The sequence below is a fragment of the Janthinobacterium sp. NKUCC08_JDC genome, assembly GCF_019345575.1.
GTDB lineage: Bacteria > Pseudomonadota > Gammaproteobacteria > Burkholderiales > Burkholderiaceae_D > Janthinobacterium > Janthinobacterium aestuarii.
Genome location: NZ_JAHKQW010000001.1, coordinates 1,254,938 through 1,276,298, shown reverse-complemented (window position 1 = coordinate 1,276,298; position 21,361 = coordinate 1,254,938). Strand labels below are relative to the sequence as shown.

The 21,361-nt window shown below is 62.8% G+C and carries 16 protein-coding genes; 9 read left to right on the top strand and 7 right to left on the bottom strand.

Annotation, left to right across the window (positions count from 1 at the left end; genetic code table 11):
* Nucleotides 1–95 precede the first annotated feature (95 nt).
* Nucleotides 96–407 carry a c-type cytochrome gene (locus KO538_RS05885; protein WP_034747381.1) on the top strand — a complete coding sequence of 104 codons (312 nt, stop codon included), beginning with the start codon at nucleotides 96–98 and terminating at the stop codon, nucleotides 405–407.
* 21 nt (nucleotides 408–428) lie between these two features.
* Here KO538_RS05885 and KO538_RS05880 read toward each other — a convergent pair whose 3' ends face one another.
* Nucleotides 429–1,430 carry an NAD-dependent epimerase/dehydratase family protein gene (locus KO538_RS05880; protein WP_219327686.1) on the bottom strand — a complete coding sequence of 334 codons (1,002 nt, stop codon included), beginning with the start codon at nucleotides 1,428–1,430 and terminating at the stop codon, nucleotides 429–431.
* A gap of 91 nt (nucleotides 1,431–1,521) precedes the next feature.
* Between KO538_RS05880 and KO538_RS05875 the strand changes: the two genes are divergently transcribed.
* Nucleotides 1,522–2,424: a LysR family transcriptional regulator gene (locus tag KO538_RS05875; RefSeq protein ID WP_219327685.1), complete on the top strand. Its 903-nt coding sequence runs from the start codon at nucleotides 1,522–1,524 to the stop codon at nucleotides 2,422–2,424.
* On the opposite strand, the gene KO538_RS05870 is transcribed toward KO538_RS05875, so the two are convergent.
* The 5 genes from KO538_RS05870 to folD form a co-directional block, all read right to left on the bottom strand.
* Entirely contained in the window at nucleotides 2,417–3,559 is a 1,143-nt protein-coding gene (locus KO538_RS05870; protein ID WP_219327684.1) for a branched-chain amino acid ABC transporter substrate-binding protein, read from the bottom strand. The genes KO538_RS05875 and KO538_RS05870 overlap by 8 nt on opposite strands.
* A 270-nt stretch (nucleotides 3,560–3,829) precedes the next feature.
* A complete protein-coding gene (locus KO538_RS05865; protein ID WP_219327683.1) occupies nucleotides 3,830–4,207 on the bottom strand; it encodes a hypothetical protein in 378 nt (125 codons plus the stop codon).
* Entirely contained in the window at nucleotides 4,204–4,629 is a 426-nt protein-coding gene (locus tag KO538_RS05860; protein WP_034747952.1) for a DNA polymerase III subunit chi, read from the bottom strand. Before KO538_RS05860 ends, KO538_RS05865 begins: the two co-directional genes overlap by 4 nt.
* A 5-nt stretch (nucleotides 4,630–4,634) precedes the next feature.
* A complete protein-coding gene (locus KO538_RS05855) occupies nucleotides 4,635–6,704 on the bottom strand; it encodes a M3 family metallopeptidase (protein WP_374106828.1) in 2,070 nt (689 codons plus the stop codon).
* A gap of 50 nt (nucleotides 6,705–6,754) precedes the next feature.
* Nucleotides 6,755–7,600 (bottom strand): bifunctional methylenetetrahydrofolate dehydrogenase/methenyltetrahydrofolate cyclohydrolase FolD, encoded by an 846-nt coding sequence (gene folD / locus KO538_RS05850; RefSeq protein ID WP_072455517.1) that lies wholly within the window; start codon nucleotides 7,598–7,600, stop codon nucleotides 6,755–6,757.
* A gap of 600 nt (nucleotides 7,601–8,200) precedes the next feature.
* Between folD and aceE the strand changes: the two genes are divergently transcribed.
* The 4 genes from aceE to KO538_RS05830 all read left to right on the top strand — a co-directional run bounded on the left by aceE (nucleotide 8,201) and on the right by KO538_RS05830 (nucleotide 16,143).
* On the top strand, nucleotides 8,201–10,897 hold the full coding sequence (gene aceE / locus KO538_RS05845) for a pyruvate dehydrogenase (acetyl-transferring), homodimeric type (protein ID WP_034747396.1): 2,697 nt from the start codon (nucleotides 8,201–8,203) through the stop codon (nucleotides 10,895–10,897).
* A 94-nt stretch (nucleotides 10,898–10,991) separates the two neighbouring features.
* Nucleotides 10,992–12,644 (top strand): dihydrolipoyllysine-residue acetyltransferase, encoded by a 1,653-nt coding sequence (gene aceF / locus KO538_RS05840; protein WP_219327681.1) that lies wholly within the window; start codon nucleotides 10,992–10,994, stop codon nucleotides 12,642–12,644.
* A gap of 10 nt (nucleotides 12,645–12,654) precedes the next feature.
* Entirely contained in the window at nucleotides 12,655–14,448 is a 1,794-nt protein-coding gene (gene lpdA / locus KO538_RS05835) for a dihydrolipoyl dehydrogenase (RefSeq protein WP_219327680.1), read from the top strand.
* 519 nt (nucleotides 14,449–14,967) lie between these two features.
* Nucleotides 14,968–16,143, top strand: a complete 1,176-nt coding sequence (locus tag KO538_RS05830) for a hypothetical protein (RefSeq protein WP_219327679.1) — start codon at nucleotides 14,968–14,970, stop codon at nucleotides 16,141–16,143.
* Nucleotides 16,144–16,166: 23 nt separating this feature from the next.
* On the opposite strand, the gene KO538_RS05825 is transcribed toward KO538_RS05830, so the two are convergent.
* Nucleotides 16,167–16,886, bottom strand: a complete 720-nt coding sequence (locus tag KO538_RS05825; RefSeq protein ID WP_034747405.1) for a TetR/AcrR family transcriptional regulator — start codon at nucleotides 16,884–16,886, stop codon at nucleotides 16,167–16,169.
* A 144-nt stretch (nucleotides 16,887–17,030) separates the two neighbouring features.
* On the opposite strand from KO538_RS05825, the gene KO538_RS05820 reads away from it, so the two are divergent.
* Genes KO538_RS05820 through KO538_RS05810 form a run of 3 tightly spaced genes read left to right on the top strand, consistent with a single transcriptional unit; the run spans nucleotide 17,031 to nucleotide 21,352 of the window.
* Nucleotides 17,031–18,224, top strand: coding sequence for an HlyD family secretion protein (locus KO538_RS05820; RefSeq protein WP_034747407.1), 1,194 nt, complete (start codon nucleotides 17,031–17,033; stop codon nucleotides 18,222–18,224).
* A gap of 6 nt (nucleotides 18,225–18,230) precedes the next feature.
* The gene (locus tag KO538_RS05815) at nucleotides 18,231–19,829 is read left to right on the top strand and encodes a DHA2 family efflux MFS transporter permease subunit (RefSeq protein WP_034747410.1); all 1,599 of its coding nucleotides are present in this window, start codon (nucleotides 18,231–18,233) and stop codon (nucleotides 19,827–19,829) included.
* A gap of 50 nt (nucleotides 19,830–19,879) precedes the next feature.
* A complete protein-coding gene (locus tag KO538_RS05810) occupies nucleotides 19,880–21,352 on the top strand; it encodes an efflux transporter outer membrane subunit (protein ID WP_219327678.1) in 1,473 nt (490 codons plus the stop codon).
* Nucleotides 21,353–21,361 lie beyond the last annotated feature (9 nt).

Sequence of the window (21,361 nt, the reverse complement as noted above, 5' to 3'; positions counted from 1 at the left end):
ACTGCGTTACTACATTGAAACGCTTGATCTGGGCTCGTAGTGCATCTGCGGAAACACAGTAAAATGCCGCAGGAAGTAACTTTGGAGAAAAGACAATGAAACGTTTTATGTTGGTGAGTGTATTGACCGTATCGGCTCTGGCATCGCAAGCAGCGTTGGCCAATCCGGATCTGGCGAAAGCAAAAAACTGCATGGCTTGCCACGCAGTGAGCACGAAACTGGTGGGCCCTGCGTTCAAGGACGTGGCTGCCAAGTACGCTGGCCAGAAAGACGCTGAAAACAAGCTCGTGGCGAAAGTCATGAAGGGCGGCTCTGGCACCTGGGGCGCGATCCCGATGCCAGCGAACCCGCAAGTGAGCGATGCTGAAGCCCACACCCTGGTCAAATGGGTACTGGCACAGAAATAATCTGTGCCGCAGTACCAGCAATTAGCGCGCCGGCAATCCCGGCGCGTTTTTTTTGCCCGCTGCCTTTTGCAGATTGCCCATGCCTTCCAGTGTCGCCCGCACCGCCTCGTCGAGCGGCGTATGCGGCTCCCGGCCCAGCACGGCCAGAAGCCGCGCATTCTCCATGGACAGAGGCGTCTGCCACAGATAGCGCATCTCGCGCATTTCACGCAAGGTCGCCACGAACGGCGACGCCAGCGCCACCAGCCACCATGGAAAACGCCGGATGGCGGGCGCAGTTCCCGTCGCTTGCTCCACCACACGGGCGATCGCCCCCGTCATTTGCTGGCCGTCGTGGTCCCAGTGGCCGGCCATGTGAAAGCGGGAGAACGTGGGCAAGGTGGCGCGCATGGCCAGCAATTGCACCATCGTGCGCGCCACGTCGGGCAGGTAGGACCACTGGTGGCCCACGCCGGGCACGCCCGGATACAGCACGCTGCGCACCCTCTGGCCCGGTTTGACCAGGCCCTGCGAAAACCAGTTATTGCCGGCGCGTGGGCCGAAGAAGTCGCCCGCGCGCACGATGATGACCCTGGCGCCCTGCGTGCTGGCCCGCTCCAGCCGCGCTTCCAGTTCCACGCGGATGGCGCCCTTGCGCGTCTGCGGGCGCTGCGGCGCGTCTTCCGCCAGTACGGGAAAGGCATCGGGGCCGAAGTTGTACACGGTGCCCGGCAGCACGATGGTGGCATTTTCGGCAATCGCCGCTGAAATCGTGTTGTCGAGCATGGGCAGCACCAGCTGGCCCCAGTGGCGGTAACCGGGCGGGTTGACGGCGTGCACGATGACGGCGCAGCCTTTGGAGGCCGCCAGCACGTCCGCGGGCGACAGCGCATCGCCGCGCAGCCATTCAATGCCGTCGCCGCGTGGCGATGGCGTCGCGCCCCGCGTCAAGACGCGCACCTGCCAGCCTGCCGCCAATAGCTGGCGCACCATCTCGCCGCCGATGCCGCCCGTGGCGCCCAGTACCAATGCTGTTTTGTCCATTCTGACCTCCGTGTGGTTGATGAGGCCAGTATCTGCCGCGCAGGGCTAATTGGGAATTGACGAGCATCGACAACAGGCTATACATTTATGTATGACTACCTCGATTGCCTGGGAATACTACCGTTCGCTGCTGGCCGTGCTCAAGCATGGTTCCCTGTCTGGCGCCGCACGGGCGCTGGCCATCACGCAACCGACCGTCGGCCGGCATATCGCCGCGCTCGAACAGGCGCTGGGCGCGACCCTGTTCACGCGTTCCCAGCTGGGCTTGCTACCCACGGAAGTGGCGCTGGCGCTGCGGCCCCATGCGGAAACCATGGAGCATACTGCCGCCCTGATGGAGCGCGCCGCCAGCAGCCAGGGGCAGGGCGTGGCCGGCGTCGTGCGCATCGCGGCCAGCGAAGTGGTGGGTGTGGAAGTGCTGCCGCCCATCCTGGCCAGCTTGCGCGCGCGCCATCCGGACCTCGTCATCGAATTGGTATTGAGCAACAAGGTGCAGGATTTGCTGCGCCGCGAGGCGGACATCGCCGTGCGCATGCTGCGGCCCCGCCAGGAGCAGCTGGTGGCGCGCAAGGTGGGTGATATCGAACTGGGCCTGCACGCGCACGGGGACTACCTGGCGCGGCATGGCACGCCGCTGGCACTGGCCGATCTGGCGCGCCATGCCGTCATCGGCTACGACGAGGCGAGCCCCTTCGTGCGCAACGCGGGTGCGGCTTTCAACGGATTTACGCGGGAAAATTTTGCCTGGCGCAGCGACAGCGACCTGGCGCAATTGGCCCTGATACGGGCGGGCGCCGGCATCGGCGTGTGCCAGGCGGGGCTGGCTGCGCGCGATCCGGCGCTGCGGCGCGTGCTGCCGCAGGCGTTTGCGCTTCCGATGGAAACCTGGATCACCATGCATGAAGACTTGCGCGGCAGCCTGCGCTGCCGCGCCACCTTCGACGCGCTGGCCGAAGGCTTGCAGGCTTACGTGGCGGAGCCGGCGCTTATTTGACCACTTCCATCTTGGTCTTCTTGCCTTCCCGATAGGTGAAGAGCGTTAGCGCGCCATCCTTGATGTCGCCGTTGGCATCGAACGAGATCGGACCCGTCACGCCTTGGTACTGCACCTTGGCCAGGAATGGCAGGTAGACGGAAGGTTTCGACGATTTGGCGTCGGCCATGGCGGTGGCCATGGTCATCACGGCATCGTAGACGTACGGCGCATACAGCTGTACTTCCATATTGTATTTCTGCTTGTAGCGGGCGCGGAAATCGTCCATGCCTTTTTGCTGCGCGCCCGTCACGCCGCCCGCTTCCGCGCAGGTAACCATGTCTTCGCCCACGGCGTCGCCCGCCAGCTTGCCCAGTGGTTCCGTGCACAGGCCGTCGCCACCCATGAACTTGGCCTTGATGCCCAGCGCCTTCATCTGGCGCAGCATGGGGCCGCCCACGGAATCCATGCCGCCAAAGAAGATCAGGTCGGGATTTTTCGACTTGATGCTGGTCAGGATGGCATTGAAGTCCGTCGCGTTGGCATTCGTAAATTCCTTGCCGACGATTTGCACGCCTGGTGCCGCCTTCTTGGCGCCCTTGACGAACTGTTCCGCCACGCCCTGGCCGTAGGCCGTGCGGTCATCGATGACGGCGATTTTCTTCGCTTGCAGCTTGCCCACGGCATATGCGCCCAAAGTTCCCCCCAGCTTGTTGTCATTGGCGACGACGCGGAAGGCCGTGTTGAATTTCTGCTGGGTGTACGTCGGGTTGGTGGCGGCCGGTGAAATCTGCGGAATGCCGGCATTGAAGTAAATGCGCGAGGCGGGAATCGTCGTGCCCGAGTTCAGGTGGCCGACCACGCCGTTGACCTTGGCGTCGACCAGCTTTTGCGCCACGGCCGTGCCCTGCTTGGGATCGGCTGCGTCATCTTCAGGGACCAGCACGAATTTGACGGCTTTGCCATCGATCTTGAAGCCTTTGGCGTTCAAATCCTCGATGGCCATCTTGGCCGCGTTCTCGTTATCCTTGCCCAAGTGGGAGCTGGCGCCAGAGACCGGGGCGACGTGGCCTATCTTGATGATTTCCTGTGCGCCCGCATGGCCGGCAAAAGCGAGGGCGAGGGCGAGAGGAAGGACTTTGGTCTTGAGCAGCATAAACATTCTCCAATGGATAAAGATACGGCGGCGTCTCGTGAAAACCGCTTCGACAGGCGGTACGTGTGAAGAAAGGTACAACAAAAAACAGGCGGCGCAAAGCCGCATTTCGGGCTTTTTACATTTTGTCGCAACAATCACCAAAGTGAGGCGCGATGCACCGATTTCGCAGGCGCGAGCGCACCAAAGAATGGCGTTGGAGGGAAGAATAGGGTAGGTCGGGTAGGTCGGGTTAGCGCAAAGCGCGTAACCCGACATTGCGCAGCATGCTCAGGCTTGCGCAGGTGGGTGCAAATGTCCCAGTTCATGACTGACGGCATGCGCCACGATCTGCTCCAGCGACTGCTGCAAGTCTTCGCGCAAGGCGCCGCGCATGCCGATCAGGGCGTTTTGCAGGGCCGTCTGCAGGACATGGGCGATGCGCTCTTCCAGCAGATGGTCGATCTTGCCCTGCACCTGGTGCAGGATGCGCTGCGTCAGCCGCTGTTCGATGGCGTCCCAGTCGGGCTGCGCCACCGTTGGCGGCAATGCCGGCGCTTCCTCGACGGCAGGCGGAGCCGCAACTGGCGCGACGACCTCCGCCACTTCCGGCCCCAGCAGCACCTCCGTCAGCAGGGGGATGCCCTGGTCGAATGGCTGCTGGCTCATGTCTTCCCTGCCACGAAGTGGGTCGGCTGTACGTTCTGCTGGCGGTAGTGCAGGAAGCGCTGGCGGCCCGCCTGCGCATCTTGCTCATCCATGGAAACGATCTCGAAGACGCGCTGGAACTGCGCGTAATTGGCGGGCGGCAGCTGCGACAGGTTGACGAGGATGTCGTGGTGCGGCAGCTCGGCCGCTTCGTCATCGGTCAGGATGATCGGCGTTTGCGCCGCCAGCGGATCGCCGGCCAGCACGTGCGGCAGGAAATCCGTGGCGGAAATGGTCCACATGGCGCTGTTCAAGGCGTCGAGCTGGGCGCTGTCGGCCACCAGCACGACGACCTTGTTGCCGGCCATATAGGCCTTGCGCGCCAGACGGCAGGCATACGCCAGCTTGTCTGGCACGTTGCTGTGAAAATCGACACGACTCATGGCGATCAAGCGGCCATGCCGCTATGGCGCAGCAGGGCATCGATGCTCGGCTCGCGGCCGCGGAAGGCGGTAAACGATTCCAGCGCGGGGCGCGATCCGCCGACGGACAGGATTTCCTGCAAATAACGCTTGCCTGCCGCCGTGGTGGCGTCCGGTCCCAGCGCCTTGGCTTCTTCAAACGCCGCATACGCATCGGCGGACAGTACCTCGGCCCACTTGTAGCTGTAGTAGCCGGCCGCGTAGCCGCCGGAAAAGATATGCCCAAAGGCATTCTGGAAGCGGTTGAACGGGGGCGGGATGAGCAGCGAAAACTTGGCGCGCACGCCGTCGATCAGTTGCTGCACGCTCTGGCCCGTGCTGGCATCGTAGTCATAGTGCAGATGCATGTCGAGCAGGGAGAACTCCACCTGGCGCAGGGTTTGCAAGCCGGACTGGAAATTCTTGGCCGCCAGCATCTTGTCGTACAGCGCGCGCGGCAGCGGCTCGCCCGTGACGGCATGCGCCGTCATGTGTTCGAGCACTTCCCATTCCCAGCAGAAGTTTTCCATGAATTGCGATGGCAGTTCCACGGCATCCCATTCGACGCCGGCGATGCCCGACACGCCCAGTTCGTCGACGACGGTGAGCATATGGTGCAGGCCGTGGCCGAATTCGTGGAACAGGGTGATCACCTCATCGTGCGTGAACAGGGCAGGCTGAGCCTTGCCGTCGATCACGGCCGGTTCCGTGAAATTGCATGTCAGGTAGGCGATCGGCGTTTGCACGTGTTGTGCGTCGGCGCGGCGGCCGCGCGCGTCGTCCATCCAGGCGCCGCCGCTTTTACCGGCGCGCGCATACAGATCCAGGTAGAACTGGCCGACCAGCTTGCCGTCGCGCTCGATGCGGTAAAAACGCACGTCCGGGTGCCAGACGGGCGCCGTATCGGGCTTGATCTCGACCGCAAACAGGTTCTGGATCTGGCGGAACAGGCCGTCGATCACCTTGTGTTCAGGGAAGTACTGTTTGACTTCCTGGGCCGAGAACGCGTAGCGGCGCTCCTGCAGCTTTTCGGAGGCGTAAGGCACGTCCCACGCCTGCAGCTCGGCGATGCCCAATTCTTCGCGGGCGAATTGTTTCAGTTCTGCCAGGTCCTTCTCGGCGAACGGACGCGCGCGCTTGGCCAGGTCTTCCAGGAAAGCGATGACTTGCGCGGGCGAGGTGGCCATCTTGGGGACGAGCGACACTTCGGCGAAATTGGCGTAACCGAGCAGTTGTGCCTCTTCGTTGCGCAGCCGCAACAAGGTGACGATATTCTGGGTATTGTCCCAGTCCTCTTTCTTGCTGAAGACGTCGCCCTGGTCCGACGCCTTGGTGGCGTTGGCGCGGTAGATGGTTTCACGCAGCGCGCGATTGTCGGCAAATTGCAGGATCGGGTAGTACGACGGGAAGTGCAGCGAGAATTCGTAGCCTTGCTTGCCTGCTTTTTCGGCGGCGGCGCGCGCGGCCGCCTTCACGTCGTCGGGCAGGCCGGCCAGGTCAAGCTCGTTTTCGACCAGCAACTTGTAGTCATTGGTGGCGTCGAGCACGTTTTCGGAAAAACGCGTGGCGACGGCCGCGTGTTCTTCCTGGATGGCGCCGAAGCGCTCTTTCTTGTCTTCGGGCAACTCGGCGCCGCCGAGGCGGAAGTCACGCACGGCATTGTCGACGATGCGGCGGCGCGCCGGCGACAGGCTGGCGAAATCGGCGCGTGCCTGCAGCTGCTTGTATTTGCCAAACAGAATTTCGTTCTGGCCCAGTTCGGTCCAGAATTCCGTCACCTTGGGCAGGTTGGCATTGTAGGCGGCGCGCAGTTCCGGCGTATCGACCACGCTATTCAAGTGGTTGACGATGCTCCAGGCGCGGCCCAGGGTTTCGGCGATCTGGTCCTGGGGCGCGACGAAGTTTTCCCAGCTCACTTCTTCCATGGGCGCTTCCAGCTGCGCCACCGTGACGCGCGCCTGTTCCAATAGGGTATCGATGGCAGGCGTGACATGCTCGTGCGTGATCGCGTCGAAGCGTGGCAGGCCGGAAAAATCAAGCAGGGGATTGGTATTCATCGTCGGTTCCATCCATATATAAAAGGGCGGTCATGCCGCCCCGGTGATTCTTAAATGCGCTCGGCAGCCTCTACCGTGTTCATGAGAAGCATCGTGATCGTCATCGGACCCACGCCACCCGGTACCGGGGTGATGTGGGAGGCGACTTCTTTCACGCCGGCAAAATCCACGTCGCCGCACAGCTTGCCTTCATCGTCGCGGTTCATGCCCACGTCGATGACGATGGCACCCGGCTTGACCATGTCGGCCGTCAGGGTGTTGCGGCGGCCGACGGCGGCCACGACCACGTCCGCCTGGCGCGTGTACAGGCCCAGGTCCGGGGTCGCACTATGGCAGATGGTGACGGTTGCGTTCGCTTGCAAGAGCAGCAGTGCCATCGGCTTGCCGACCGTGTTGCTGCGGCCGATGACGACGGCGTGCTTGCCGCGCAAGTCCACGCCCGTGCTTTCGATCAGTTTCATGCAGCCGTATGGCGTGCACGGGCGGAAGCCGGGCAAGCCCGTCATCAGTTCGCCTGCGCTCAGGACGGAATAGCCGTCCACGTCTTTCGTCGTGGCGATCGCTTCGATGACCTTGTGCGGGTTGATGTGCTTGGGCAAGGGCATTTGCACGAGAATGCCATGGATGGCCGGATCGGTGTTCAGGCTGGCGATGCGTGCCAGCAAGTCCGCTTCGGACAGGTCCGCTTCATATTTTTCCAGCACCGAGTGGAAACCCACGTCGCCGCACGCCTTGACCTTGTTGCGGACGTACACCTGGCTGGCCGGGTCTTCGCCGACGAGGATCACGGCCAGGCCGGGCTGGATGCCCTTGGCCGTGAGGGCGGCGGCGCGCGTGGCGATCTCGCTGCGCAGTTTTTGGGAGAGGGCGATTCCGTCGATCAGTTGTGCTGGCATGGTAGGAGGCTGTGTGGGAGGGAAAAGACAGATTATAAAGCCGGGCGGTGCAAAGGGGCGGTTTTGGCTATGCAAAGGCGTGACAACAGCGGGCCGGAGACGCGGGCCTGAGAAAATGCCGATGGCGGCGTTGCAGCTCCTTGCCGTACTGGCGTACTGTCTGTGTCGCCGCGCCTTGCCCTCGACATTTTTCAGGCTCGTTTGGCCCGGCATAAAAGCGGGCCAGAGACGCGGGCCTGAGAAAATGCCGATGGCGGCGTTGCAGCTCCTTGCCGTACTGGCGTACTGTCTGCGTCGCTGCGCCTTGCCCTCGACATTTTTCAGGCCCGCTTGGCCCGGTATGCCTGTGCGGGCGACCGGGGTGTACATTCGTTTTTGGCACTTTGATCACGCTAATTTCCGGGCAGAATTTGCGGCAGTGCAGCATAAATTTCATAGGGTGATTTCACAATACGAAATGCTATATCGTAATTTGAAAAATAGTAAATACGCTGTTAGAATCCCCACACTAAACCGACTTAATAGTAAATAATCAGCGAAATACCGTCCGACAGCGATCCGGAAAATCGGGGTGGGGCGTTCACAAAGGAGACTCAACAGATGTCAGCTCAACTGAACCAGGTAACGACACAGATCGGCACCGACCCGGATATGCAGGAAACCAAGGAGTGGCTGGACGCGCTCGAAGCCGTTCTGGAAAATGAAGGTCCGGAACGCGCGCATTACCTGATGGAGCGCATGGTTGACCTGGCTCGCCGCCGCGGCGCCCAGATCCCGTTCTCCAGCACCACCGCCTACGTCAACACCATCCCCACCAAGCAAGAAGCACACTGTCCCGGCAACCTCGAATACGAAGAGCGCCTGCGCTCGTGGATGCGCTGGAACGCCATGGCCATGGTCGTCAAGGCCAACCGCGCCGACGGCGACCTGGGCGGCCACTTGTCCTCGTTCGCTTCGCTGGCGAACATGCTGGGCATCGGTTTCAACCATTTCTGGCACGCGCCAACAGCCGACCACGGCGGCGACCTGCTGTACATCCAGGGCCACTCGTCGCCCGGCGTCTACGCGCGCGCCTTCCTCGAAGGCCGCTTGACGGAAGAGCAAATGCTGAACTTCCGCAAGGAAGTCGACGGCAAGGGCCTGTCCTCGTACCCGCATCCTAAATTGATGCCTGACTTCTGGCAGTTCCCGACCGTGTCGATGGGCCTGGGCCCGCACATGGCGATCTACCAGGCGCGCTTCCTGAAATACCTGCACGCACGCGGCATCGCGAAAACCGACAACCGCAAGATCTGGGCCTTCTGCGGCGATGGCGAGATGGACGAGCCGGAATCGCTGGGCGCGATCGGCCTGGCCGCACGCGACATGCTCGACAACCTAGTCATCGTGGTCAACTGCAACCTGCAGCGCCTGGACGGCCCGGTACGCGGCAACACCAAGATCATCCAGGAACTGGAAGGCGAATTCCGTGGCGCCGGCTGGAACGTCGTCAAGGTCATCTGGGGCCCGGGCTGGGACGCCCTGCTGGCACAAGATAAGGAAGGCATCCTGCAGCGCGTGATGATGGAAACCGTCGACGGCGAATACCAGAACTACAAGGCGAAAGATGGCGCCTACGTGCGCAAGCACTTCTTCGGCAAGCATCCGAAGCTGCTGGAAATGGTTGCCAACATGACGGATGACGACATCTGGCGCCTGACCCGTGGCGGCCACGATCCGCACAAGATCTACGCGGCATTCAAGATCGCCCAGGAACACAAGGGCCAGCCGACCGTCCTGCTGGTGAAAACCATCAAGGGCTACGGCATGGGCAAGTCCGGCGAAGCGCGCAACACGGCGCACCAGACGAAAAAACTCGACGACGAAGCCATCCGCGAAATGCGCGACCGTTTCTCGCTGCCTATCCCTGACGACAAGCTGGCCGACATCCCGTTCTTCAAGCCAGCCGACGACGCGCCGGAAATGGTCTACCTGCACGAGCGCCGCAAGGCCCTCGGTGGCTACCTGCCGCAGCGCCGCCAGAAGTCGGAAGAAACCCTGCCGGTGCCTGGCCTGGACGCGTTCAAGAACGTGCTGGAAGCAACGCCTGAAGGCCGTGAAATCTCGACCACGCAAGCGTTCGTGCGCGTCATTTCGACCCTGCTGAAAGACCCGAACCTGGGCCAGCGCGTCGTGCCTATCCTGGTCGATGAATCGCGTACCTTCGGCATGGAAGGCCTGTTCCGCCAGATCGGCATCTACAACCCGAAAGGCCAGTTGTACGAGCCGGTCGACAAAGACCAGGTCATGTACTACCGCGAAGACAAGGCTGGCCAGATCCTGCAAGAGGGCATCAACGAAGCGGGCGGCATGAGCTCGTGGATCGCCGCGGCGACGTCGTACTCGACCAACGACCGCATCATGATCCCGTTCTACACCTTCTACTCGATGTTCGGCTTCCAGCGCATCGGCGACCAGGTATGGGCTTCGGCCGACATGCGCGCCCGTGGCTTCCTGATGGGCGGCACGGCTGGCCGTACGACGCTGAACGGCGAAGGCTTGCAGCACGAAGATGGCCACAGCCATATCTTCGCCGCGACCATCCCGACCTGCATGCCGTACGATCCGACCTTCAGTCATGAAGTCGCCGTCATCATCCAGGACGGCCTGCGCCGCATGATCGCCAACCAGGAAGATGTGTTCTACTACATCACGATCATGAACGAAAACTACGCCCAGCCAGGCATCAAGCCAGGCCAGGAAGAAGGCATCCTGAAAGGCATGTACAAGCTGCAGGAAGGTCCGGCGGACGCCAAGCTGCGCGTACAGCTGATCGGTTGCGGCACCATCCTGCGCGAATCGATCTTCGCCGCCGAGCTGTTGCAAAACGACTGGGGCGTGGCTGCGGACGTGTGGTCGGCGCCGTCGCTGACCCTGGTGGCCCGCGATGGCCAGGATGCGGAACGCTGGAACATGGTCAACCCGTCGAAAGAGCAGCGCGTGCCTTACGTGACGTCGCTGATGCAGGACACGGACGGCCCGATCGTCGCCACGACCGACTACATGCGCGCGTTTGCAGAACAGATCCGCGCCTTCATGCCGAAGGGCCGCACTTATAAAGTGCTCGGTACCGATGGCTTTGGCCGCTCGGACAGCCGCGCCAAGCTGCGCGAGTTCTTCGAAGTGAACCGTTATTATGTCACCGTGGCCGCGCTCAAATCGCTGGCTGACGAAGGCAAGATCGACGTGTCGGTGGTGGAGCAGGCGATTGCCAAGTACGGCATCGACGCGAACAAACCGAATCCGGTGACCCAGTAATCGTTGTGCGGACCCGATGATGCCAGGGCGGTGCGAAAGTGCCGCCCTGGCGTGTGTGCGGGTCCATCTGACAAATAAAATAACGGAGCAAGCTATGAGCATTGTGGAAGTCAAAGTCCCGGATATCGGCGATTTCAAGGAAGTCGAGATCATTGAACTGATGGTCAAGCCAGGCGATACGGTCAAGGTCGACCAGTCCCTGATCACGGTCGAATCGGACAAGGCCAGCATGGAAATTCCATCGAGCCACGCCGGTGTCGTCAAGGAATTGAAAGTCAACGTGGGCGACAAGATCGCCGAAGGTTCGCTGGTCCTGCTGCTGGAAGTGGCGGACGATGCGTCGGCGCCTGCGCCGGCAGCTGCCGCCCCGGCCGCAGCACCTGCCGCTGAAGCCACCCCCGCCCCCGCCGCCGCTGCGCCAGCACCTGCCGCCCCAGCCGGCGCGCCAGCCCTGGTCGAAGTGACCGTGCCCGATATCGGCGACTTCAAGGAAGTCGAAGTCATCGAACTGATGGTCAAGGTCGGCGACAGCATCAAGGTCGACCAGTCGCTGCTGACGGTCGAATCGGACAAGGCCAGCATGGAAATCCCATCGAGCCATGCCGGTATCGTCAAGGAATTGAAAGTCAAGGTCGGCGATAAGGTTGCCAAGGGCAGCCTGGTGCTGGTCGTGGAAACGACCGGTGGCGCTGCTCCTGCCGCTGCTGCACCGGCTGCGCAAGCTGCCGCCGCGCCAGCCGCCGCCGTCGCTTCGGCGCCGGTCGCTGCTGCTGCACCAGCTCCTGCCGCCGCGCCTGCCGTCAACGGCAAGCTGGCGCACGCGTCGCCATCGATCCGCAAGTTCGCGCGCGAACTGGGCGTGGACCTGACCCGCGTGGGCGGTTCCGGTCCGAAGGGCCGCATCACCCAGGAAGACGTGCAGAACTTCGTCAAGGGCGTGATGTCGGGCGCCGTCGCCGCGCCGAATGCGCCGGTCGCCGCCAAAGGCGGTTCGGGCGTGGGCCTGGATCTGCTGCCATGGCCGTCGCTGGACTTCAGCAAGTTCGGCACGACCGAATTGCTGCCGCTGTCGCGCATCAAGAAAATCTCGGGCCCGAATTTGCACCGCAACTGGGTCATGATCCCGCACGTCACGCAGTTCGACGAAGCGGACGTGACGGATCTGGAAGCGTTCCGCGTCGACACCAACGCGGCCAATGCGAAGAACAAGGATGCGGCCAAGCTGACCATGCTCGCTTTCGTCATCAAGGCCTCGGTTGCCGCGCTGAAGAAATTCCCCGCGTTTAACGCGTCCCTGGATGCCAAGGGCGAGAACCTGATCCTCAAGCAGTACTACAACATCGGCTTCGCGGCCGACACGCCGAACGGCCTGGTGGTCCCCGTGATCAAGGGCGCGGACCAGAAGTCGGTCTCGCAGATCGCCCGCGAAATGACGGAACTGTCGTTGCAGGCGCGCGAAGGCAAGCTGAAACCGGCCGACATGCAGGGCGCCAGCTTCACGATTTCGTCCCTGGGCGGCATCGGCGGCACGCACTTCACGCCTATCGTCAACGCGCCGGAAGTCGCGATCCTGGGCCTGTCGAAAGCCTCGATCAAGCCGGTATGGGATGGCAAGGCCTTCCAGCCGCGTTTGATGATGGGTACCTCGCTGTCCTACGACCACCGCGTGGTCGATGGCGCGATGGGCGCGCGATTCTCCGTGTACCTCGGCGAAGTCCTGGCCGACATGCGCAAAATTCTGCTGTAAGGAGCGATTGATGAGCACAGTAGAGGTAAAAGTACCGAATATCGGCGACTTCAAGGAAGTCGAAGTCATCGAGCTGATGGTCAAGGTCGGCGACACCATCAAGGTGGACCAGTCCCTGGTCACGGTGGAATCGGACAAGGCCAGCATGGAGATTCCATCGACCCACGCCGGCGTCGTCAAGGAAGTCAAGGTCAAGGTCGGCGACAAGATCGCCGAAGGCAGCGCGCTGCTGGTGGTGGAAGCGTCGGAAGGCGTTGCCGCTCCCGCAGCCGCACCGGCGGCCGCTCCTGCGCCTGCAGCGGCTCCGGCTCCGGCTCCTGCAGCGGCGGCACCAGCTGCAGCCGTTGCCGCCATCCCGGCCGGCAATTACAGCGGCCAGGTCGACATCGACGTCGACATGATGGTGCTGGGCGGCGGTCCTGGCGGCTATTCGGCGGCGTTCCGCGCGGCCGACCTGGGCATGTCGACGGTCATCGTCGAGCGCTACGCGACCCTGGGCGGCGTGTGCCTGAACGTGGGCTGCATCCCGTCGAAGGCGCTGTTGCACGTCGCCTCCGTCATCGATGAAACGGCGCACATGTCCAACACGGGCGTGACGTTTGCCAAGCCGACGATCGACATCGACCAGGTACGCAAGTACAAGGAAGGCGTGATCTCGAACATGACGGGCGGTCTGGCCGGCATGGCCAAGGCGCGCAAGACGCAAGTCGTCACGGGCGTGGGCCAGTTCCTGTCCGCGAACCACATCGAAGTGACGGCAGGCGACGGCTCCAAAAAAGTCGTGCAGTTCAAGCAAGCCATCATCGCCGCCGGTTCCTCCGTGGTGAAACTGCCCTTCGTGCCGGAAGACCCGCGCATCGTCGATTCGACGGGCGCGCTGGAATTGCGCCAGATCCCGAAACGCATGCTGGTCATCGGCGGCGGCATCATCGGCCTGGAAATGGCAACCGTTTATTCGACCTTCGGCGCACGCATCGACGTGGTCGAAATGATGGATGGCCTGATGCAGGGCGCGGACCGCGACGCCGTCAAGGTGTGGCAGAAGTTCAACGAGAAGCGCTTCGACAACATCATGACCAAGACCAAGACGGTGGCCGTCGAGGCTCTGCCGGAAGGCATCAAGGTCACGTTCGAAGCCGCCGAAGCAGGTGCTACCGCACCGGCGCCACAGATCTACGATCTGGTACTGGTGGCCGTGGGCCGCAGCCCGAACGGCAAGAAGCTGGCTGCCGACAAGGCCGGCGTGCAAGTGACGGACCGCGGTTTCATCAACGTCGACAGCCAGATGCGCACCAACGTGCCGAACATCTTCGCCATCGGCGATTTGGTCGGCCAGCCGATGCTGGCGCACAAGGCCGTGCATGAAGCTCACGTGGCAGCGGAAGCCGCTTCCGGCCAGAAGTCGCACTTCGACGTCAAGGTGATTCCATCGGTCGCCTACACGGATCCGGAAGTGGCATGGGCCGGCATCACGGAAGACGAAGCGAAAGCCAAAGGCATCAAGGTCGAGAAGGGCCACTTCCCGTGGGCCGCTTCGGGCCGCGCCGTGGCCAACGGCCGCGCCGAAGGTTTCACCAAGCTGCTGTTCGACGCTGAAACGCACCGCATCATCGGCGGCACTATCGTCGGCACGCATGCGGGTGATATGATCGGTGAAATCGCGCTGGCCATCGAAATGGGCTGCGACGGCACCGACATCGGCAAGACCATCCATCCGCACCCGACCCTGGGCGAATCGATCGGTATGGCCGCCGAAGTGTACGAAGGCGTGTGCACGGACTTGCCGCCACCGCGCAAGCGCTGATGTTGTAGCGCTGTGTCGTAACACTAAAAACCCCGCAAGCGATTGCGGGGTTTTTTATTATCCGGCCATCGTCGGCACGCACGCGGGCGACAGGGGAGCGATGAGGCGGCGAAATCGCGCTGGCCATCGAAATGGGCTGCGACGGCACCGACATCGGCAAGACCATCCACCCGCATCCAACCCTGGGCGAGCCGATCGGCAGGTTGGCAAAAGCGCGCCGAAGCAGGCGTGTGCACGGACTTGCCGCCGCCGCGCAAGCGCTGATGAAGCGTTAACTTTCAGTATAAAAACCGGGACATGTTCCCGGTTTTTTTTATTTCCCTTGACCTGCAGCATAGTAAAACGTGACGCAGCGGTGCCTTGTGAAAATTGGTGAGTATTGCCGTGCGGAAAAAGTGGCAGAATGGAGGTCTGTAACCATGTTTTTCTTTTGCTTCAACGGAAGCGTGTGATTTTTCCAGGAATGTTGCCAGCGTGGGATACGGTCAAATTCCGCTGTACTGAGAGAGCTTTGCAACGATGAAAAAATTTACCGCCCTTCATATTGCCGACGTCCGTTTGCGCCGGGCTGACGAGCAAGAGCAAGCCGTGATGCTGCATGCCTTGTACCAGGATGTAGCCGCTATCCTGGCGGCGGGCAAGCGGATCGATGCGATTTTCTTCACGGGCCAGCTGGTGGCGCCTGACGCCTGTGCCGGCACGACGCCCGTGTATGTCTACGAATACTTCCTGCGCCCCTTGCTGCAGGCGGCCAGCTTGCCCGGCGCGCGTTTCTACCTGGTGCCGGGCAGCCGCGCGCAGGGTGTCGCTGCCGCGGCGCTGGGCAATGCCGGCTTCAGCTTTTTCGCCGCCGATGAGCACGCCAGTGCCGAGCAGCGCGCACACTACAAGAATATCCACGCCGTGTTCCATGGCCACCAGCATACGGGCGATGCCAGTTCGCTGATGAAATCGCTGGGCATCTTGTTCAAGAGCAATCCTGGCAGTCTGTACGATACCAATGGCCAGATGGCGGCGTTTGCCGTGCTCGAGTTCGGCACGGGCGAGGCCGCGGCCGATGGCGGTGCGCCAGGCACGCGGTGGACGGTGTCGCTGCGCGAGTTCGATGACGTGAGCAAGAACTTCGCGCTGTCGGTGCTGTACACGCCGAATGGCCAGGAAACGGGGCAGGTGGATGCCGAGTATGTGTTTGCCACCTTGCTGCCGCAGCTGGCAGGCGAACGCGATTATCTCGATGGCTTGCTGGGCAAGGCGGGCGCGCAGCGGCGCGTGGACGCCGGCGCGGCTGCCGATGCGCGTGAATTCCTGATCGAGCTGGCGTTCGTGATGTTCGAAGCCAAGAGCGTCTTCCTCAACGAGGCGGAGCTGGAACGCTTTGCCAGCGATTATTGCGGCGTGAAGGGCTGGAGCATGGCGGCCGGGGATTGGCTGGCGCCGCTGTATGCGCATGGCTTGCTGCTGCGGGAAGATGGCCAGGTGGCGTTTTCCTTCGATTACTTCCGCACGTATTTCCTGGCGCAGCGCTTTGAAACCTCGTTCGATCTGATGCGCTATGGCCCGGACCGCTACGATGGAAGCGAGTCTTCACTCACTGTCAATGGCGCGTCGGCGGCCCAGCCTTTCCTGCGCGCGCTGGGTTTGAACGATGAACACGCCGAAGCGGCGTTGCCGGCAGACTGCAGCCGCCCTGGCTGATTTCCTGGGCCAGCCTTTCCGCGTCAGTCCGCCAGCGGCTGGCGCAGGGTGCCGCGCAGGAACAGGTCGAGACTGACGGCCACCTTGGCGCGCAATTGCGCCACATCCGGTTGCGTCTGCGGAGGAAACAGCAGGCGCGACATCTGGTCGCCCAGCAGGCAATTGAGCAGGTGCAGCGACAGCATGGCCGGCGCCAGTTCCGCGCGGAACAGCGGCGCGATGTCGGGGCGGCTGAAAAACCTCGTCAGCATCTCGCGCGTCTGTCCCGGTCCCACCTTGTAAAACGTTTCCGCCAGTTCAGGATGCGTGGCCGCTTCGGCCACCACCATGCGATTGAGGTGGATGGCCGCCGGCATGGTGACCAGTTGCACGAACAGCAGGCCGAACTCGCCCAGGATGGTGGGCAGGGGGCGCATATCCGTTTCCAGCGCCGGCATGGTCGAGAAGTAGGCGGCGCGGCGCAATTCCACCACGGCATTGAATAAGCCCGACTTGCCGCCAAACTTCACATAAATCGTGCGCACGGCCACATGGGCTTCGCGGGCGATCATTTCCAGGCTCACCTTTCCATATCCTTTTTCCAGAAACAGGCAGCCGGCCGTGTGCAGGAGGTTGTCCATGCGCGCTTCCATGTCGGCCGCGCGCGGGCGACCGGCTGGCTTGCCGCAGCAGGAAAGCTCCTGGGCGGTGTCGCCCGATTCTTTATCGGTAGGCAAGGTATCGCTGAGGCCGGGATCGGACATGGTCTGGGTCTCTTTATAAGTTGGAAGGTAAGTGATGGCTCACACTGTAGTGCAAATTAAAATGAAATGCAATCGTTTCATTTCTTGACTTTGGCTTTTCTTTGCCCAATAATGAACATATATCATTTCATTTCCGGAGCGAGTATGTCCAACCAGCCAGGCCAAGCAGAGCACAAAGTGCTGAGCGCCGTCCCACCTGCGGCCCCGGCCGCCCCTTCCGCGCCCGCCGCCTCCGCCAGCTCCGCACCACCGAACAACCGCGTCAAAATCATCGCCGGCCTGATCGTCCTCGTGGCCCTGGGCGCCGGCGCGCGCATGTGGTACCGCAGCCACTATTTCGTGGAAACGGAAAACGCTTATGTGGCCGGCCACGTGCATCCCGTCTCGGCGCGCATTTCCGGCGTCGTCACCAAGGTCTTCATCGACGACAATCAAATGGTGAAAGAGGGCGACGTGATCGCCGAACTCGACCCGTTCGACCAGCGCGTGAAAACCGAGCAGATCGCCGCGCAGATCGCCAGCGCCGAGCAGCAAGTGCTGCAAGCGGACGCGCAGATCGCGCAAGTGCAGGCGCAAGCCAGTGGCGCCCAGGCGCAAGTGGCGCAAGCCGATGCGCAACTGCTGCGCGCAAAACAGGATGCGGACCGTTATGGCCAGCTGTACACGAGCCAGATGAAAGCCGTCTCGAAAGCGGAACTCGACGCGGCCAATGCGGCCCGCTCGAGCGCCGTGGCCGACCTGGCCGCCCGCCGCGACAGCGCTTCGGCCGCCAAGGCGCAGATCGGTGCGGCGCAAGCTGCGCGCGACGTGGCCAAGGCGCAAGTGGCCGTGCTGCGCGTGCAATTGAAGGACGCGGAACAGCAGCTGCAATACAACCGCATCCTGGCCCCTGTCGCCGGCCGCATCGGCAAGCGCAACGTGGAAACGGGCATGCGCGTGCAGCCTGGCCAGCAATTGACGGCCATCGTGCAGGACAACGTCTGGGTCACCGCCAACTTCAAGGAAACGCAATTGGCCGACCTGCACCGCGGCCAGAGCGTGCACGTGACCATCGACGCCATGCCGGGCAAGAAACTGGTCGGTACCGTGGACAGCTTCGCTCCTGCCTCGGGCGCGCAATTCGCGCTGCTGCCAGCCGATAACGCCACCGGCAACTTCACCAAGATCGTCCAGCGCGTGCCGGTGAAAATCGTCTTCCAGCCGGAAGACATCAAGGCCATGAATGGCCGCCTGGTGCCGGGCATGTCGGTGATCGCCGAAGTGGAAGTCAATCAGCCTGAAACGCAGCCGGCCGCGCGCCACGCTGCTGCTCCAGCCGCCCAGTCCACCACCCATTAAGCTTCCATGAGCAGCCCCTCTACCACGCTGGCGAAGCCGCCAGCGTTTCCCGTGATCGACGAGAAAGTCTCCGGGCGCACCTGGCTGGCGGTCGCCGCCGGCATGCTGGGCGCCTTCATGGCGGTGCTCGACATCCAGATCACCAATTCCTCGCTCAAGGATATCCTTGGCTCGCTGTCGGCCACCCAGGAAGAAGGCTCGTGGATTTCCACGGCCTACCTGGTAGCCGAAATTATCGTCATTCCCCTCACCGCGCTGCTGGCGCGCGTGTTCGGTCTGCGTACCTACATGATCGGCACCACCGCTTTCTTCCTGCTGTTCTCCACTTTGTGCGGCACGGCCTGGAACCTGGAAAGCATGATCGTCTTCCGCATGCTGCAAGGGTTCACTGGCGGCGCCCTGATCCCGATGGCGTTCACGCTGGTGATGCTCAAGCTGCCGCCGTCGAAGCGCGCCGTCGGCATGGCGATCTTCGGCCTGACGGCCACCCTGGCGCCGGCCATGGGGCCGACCCTGGGCGGGTATCTCTCCGAGCTGTATGGCTGGCCATCGATCTTCTACATCAACTGGGTGCCGGGCGTGCTGCTGATCGCCGGCATGATCTATGGCCTGGACAAGGAGCCGATGAAGCTCGAGATGTTCTGGAAGGCCGACTGGCTGGGCATCTTCTTCATGGCCCTGGGCCTCGGCTGCCTGACCATCTTTCTGGAAGAGGGCAACTCGAAGGATTGGTTCGATTCTGGCTTCATCATCGCCTTCGCCTCGCTGGCCCTGGTGGGCATCCTGGGCTGGGTCGTCACCAGCGCCACGCGCGCCGAACCGTTCGTCAACCTGGCCCTGTACGGCCAGCGCAATTTTTTAGTGGCCACCGTGCTGTCGGCCGTGACGGGCATGGGCCTGTATGGCTCGGCCTTTTTGCTGCCGCTGTTCCTGGGCCAGATCGCCGGCTACTCGCCGATGCAGATCGGTGAAGTCATCATGTGGGTGGGCTTGCCGCAGCTGTTCATCATGCCGTTTGTCGCCAAGCTGTCGTCCGTGGTGGACAACCGCATCCTGTGCTCGTTCGGCCTCTTGCTGTTTGGCGGTTCGTGCATGATGAATGCCTACATGGACGCGTCCACCGGCTACGACCAGCTGCTCTGGTCGCAGGTGGTGCGCGCGCTGGGCCAGCCCTTCGTCATGCTGACCCTGTCGAACTTCGCCATGAAGGGCATCGCGCCGAAGGACATGCCGTCCGCTTCGAGCCTGTTCAACATGACGCGCAACCTGGGCGGCTCGATCGGCATCGCCCTGCTGGCCACGGCCCTGAGCACCCGCGAGCATTTCCATTCGCAGCGCCTGGGCGAAGCGATCAATGCGTATTCCAGCGCCACGCAGCTGCGCATCGACCAGCTGACGTCGTCGTTCATGGCCAAGGGCTATGACGCCGTCACGGCCGGCAACCAGGCCTTGCAGGCAATCGACGGCATCGTGCGCCGCGAAGCGTATGTGATGGCTTACAACGATGGCTTCTTCCTGATCGGCGCCATCCTGCTCGCCTGCATCGTGCCTCTGTGGCTGGCCGACAAACTCAAAGCTCCCGGTGGCGGTGGCGGCGGTCATTGACCGCGCACAGTCCGCACGTGCAGCACCTCAAGAACAAGAAGGTACACATCATGCAAACAGTATTGACGAAAATCGCGCTGGCCGCTTCCCTTGCCGTGGCGCTGTCCGCCTGCGGCACCGTGGGCCAGGATTTCACCGCGCCGGGCAATGTCGCCGGCGCCGACACCTTCCGCCATGGTGCGGCCGCGGCGGACGCCGCGCAACTGCCCAAGGAGTGGTGGAGCATCTACGGCGATGCGACCCTGAACCGCCTCGAGCAGAGCGCGCTGCAGGACAACCCGAGCGTGAAAGCGGCTGGCGAGCGCTTGCTGCAGGCGCTGGCGCAAAGCGGCACGGCGCGCGCCAACCAGGGCCCGAGCGTGAACGTCAGCACGGGGATCTCGAACTCGCGCACCTCGGCCAACACTTCGCAGGGCCTGGCCCTGGGCAACCGCTCCATCAGCGGGAATAACTTCTCCGTGGGCGCCACGCTGTCGTATGAAGTCGACTTGCTGGGCCGTGTAAAACGCATGGTCGAAGCGGCCGATTCCCAAGCCTTGGCGGCGCAAGCGGACCGCGACGGCGTGCTGCTGATGCTGTCGTCGCAAGTGGCCAGCAATTACTGGCAGCTGCGCGGACTCGATGCGGAAATGGCCATTTTGAATGGCGCGCTGGACACACGCCGCGAATCGGCGCAGCTGGTCGAAGCGCGCTTCAACGCGGGCTTGACGAATGAGCTGGACCTGGCGCGCGCGAAAGTCGAGCTGTCGAACGCACAGGCCGACCTGCATGAAGTCAAGCGCCAGCGCAACCAGCTGGAAAACAGCCTGGCCACCCTGACGGGCAAGCCGCCGTCGGCGCTGCAATTGCCGGTGGCCGCCGATCCGTCCGTCCTGCCGCTGCCGCCTGCCATTCCTGTCGGCTTGCCGGCCAGCCTGCTGGCGCACCGCCCGGACCTCGTTTCCAGCGTGGCGGGCTTGCGCGCGGCGAACGCGCAAGTGGGCGTGGCCGAAGGCGCGTTTTATCCGACGCTGCAACTGACGGGCAATTTCGGCTATGCGTCGGAAAAGCTGCGCGACCTGGCGCAGGGCGGTTCGCGCCAGTTCAGCTTTGGTCCGCTGGCCTTGTCCCTGCCGATCTTCGACGGCGGCCGCAACCAGGCCAATCTTGACCTGTCCAAGGCGCGCTATGCGGAAGCCGTGGCGAACCATGAAACGAAGCTGTTGACGGCCTTGCGCGAAGTGGAAGATGCGCTGTCCGACGTGGAGCAGCGCCAGTTGCAGGGCGATGCCCAGGCCCTGTCGCAGGAAGCGGCGGCGCGCGCTTACCTGGTGGCGCGCACGCGCTACGAGCGCGGCATCTCGACCTATCTGGATGTGACGGACGCGCAGCGCAGCTCGCTGGCAGCGGACCGCGCCGCCGCGCAGATCAAGACCCAGCGCCTGCTGGCGACGGTGGCCGTGGCCCGCTCGCTGGGTGCTGGCTGGCAGCCGGACGGCGAGCTGGCCAAGCTGGCTTCCGCGCCTGCCGCGAAGGTGAACTAGGCACGACGA

Excerpts from the sequence above, each read along its gene's own strand:
- KO538_RS05855 (WP_374106828.1), bottom strand. The coding sequence starts at position 6,704 with ATGAATACCAATCCCCTGCTTGATTTTTCCGGCCTGCCACGCTTCGAC.
- KO538_RS05825 (WP_034747405.1), bottom strand. The coding sequence starts at position 16,886 with ATGTCCGATCCCGGCCTCAGCGATACCTTGCCTACCGATAAAGAATCG.
- KO538_RS05815 (WP_034747410.1), top strand. The coding sequence starts at position 18,231 with ATGAGCAGCCCCTCTACCACGCTGGCGAAGCCGCCAGCGTTTCCCGTG.
- KO538_RS05875 (WP_219327685.1), top strand. The coding sequence starts at position 1,522 with ATGACTACCTCGATTGCCTGGGAATACTACCGTTCGCTGCTGGCCGTG.
- KO538_RS05830 (WP_219327679.1), top strand. The coding sequence starts at position 14,968 with ATGAAAAAATTTACCGCCCTTCATATTGCCGACGTCCGTTTGCGCCGG.
- KO538_RS05860 (WP_034747952.1), bottom strand. The coding sequence starts at position 4,629 with ATGAGTCGTGTCGATTTTCACAGCAACGTGCCAGACAAGCTGGCGTAT.
- KO538_RS05870 (WP_219327684.1), bottom strand. The coding sequence starts at position 3,559 with ATGCTGCTCAAGACCAAAGTCCTTCCTCTCGCCCTCGCCCTCGCTTTT.
- aceF (WP_219327681.1), top strand. The coding sequence starts at position 10,992 with ATGAGCATTGTGGAAGTCAAAGTCCCGGATATCGGCGATTTCAAGGAA.
- KO538_RS05880 (WP_219327686.1), bottom strand. The coding sequence starts at position 1,430 with ATGGACAAAACAGCATTGGTACTGGGCGCCACGGGCGGCATCGGCGGC.
- KO538_RS05820 (WP_034747407.1), top strand. The coding sequence starts at position 17,031 with ATGTCCAACCAGCCAGGCCAAGCAGAGCACAAAGTGCTGAGCGCCGTC.
- aceE (WP_034747396.1), top strand. The coding sequence starts at position 8,201 with ATGTCAGCTCAACTGAACCAGGTAACGACACAGATCGGCACCGACCCG.
- folD (WP_072455517.1), bottom strand. The coding sequence starts at position 7,600 with ATGCCAGCACAACTGATCGACGGAATCGCCCTCTCCCAAAAACTGCGC.
- lpdA (WP_219327680.1), top strand. The coding sequence starts at position 12,655 with ATGAGCACAGTAGAGGTAAAAGTACCGAATATCGGCGACTTCAAGGAA.
- KO538_RS05885 (WP_034747381.1), top strand. The coding sequence starts at position 96 with ATGAAACGTTTTATGTTGGTGAGTGTATTGACCGTATCGGCTCTGGCA.
- KO538_RS05810 (WP_219327678.1), top strand. The coding sequence starts at position 19,880 with ATGCAAACAGTATTGACGAAAATCGCGCTGGCCGCTTCCCTTGCCGTG.
- KO538_RS05865 (WP_219327683.1), bottom strand. The coding sequence starts at position 4,207 with ATGAGCCAGCAGCCATTCGACCAGGGCATCCCCCTGCTGACGGAGGTG.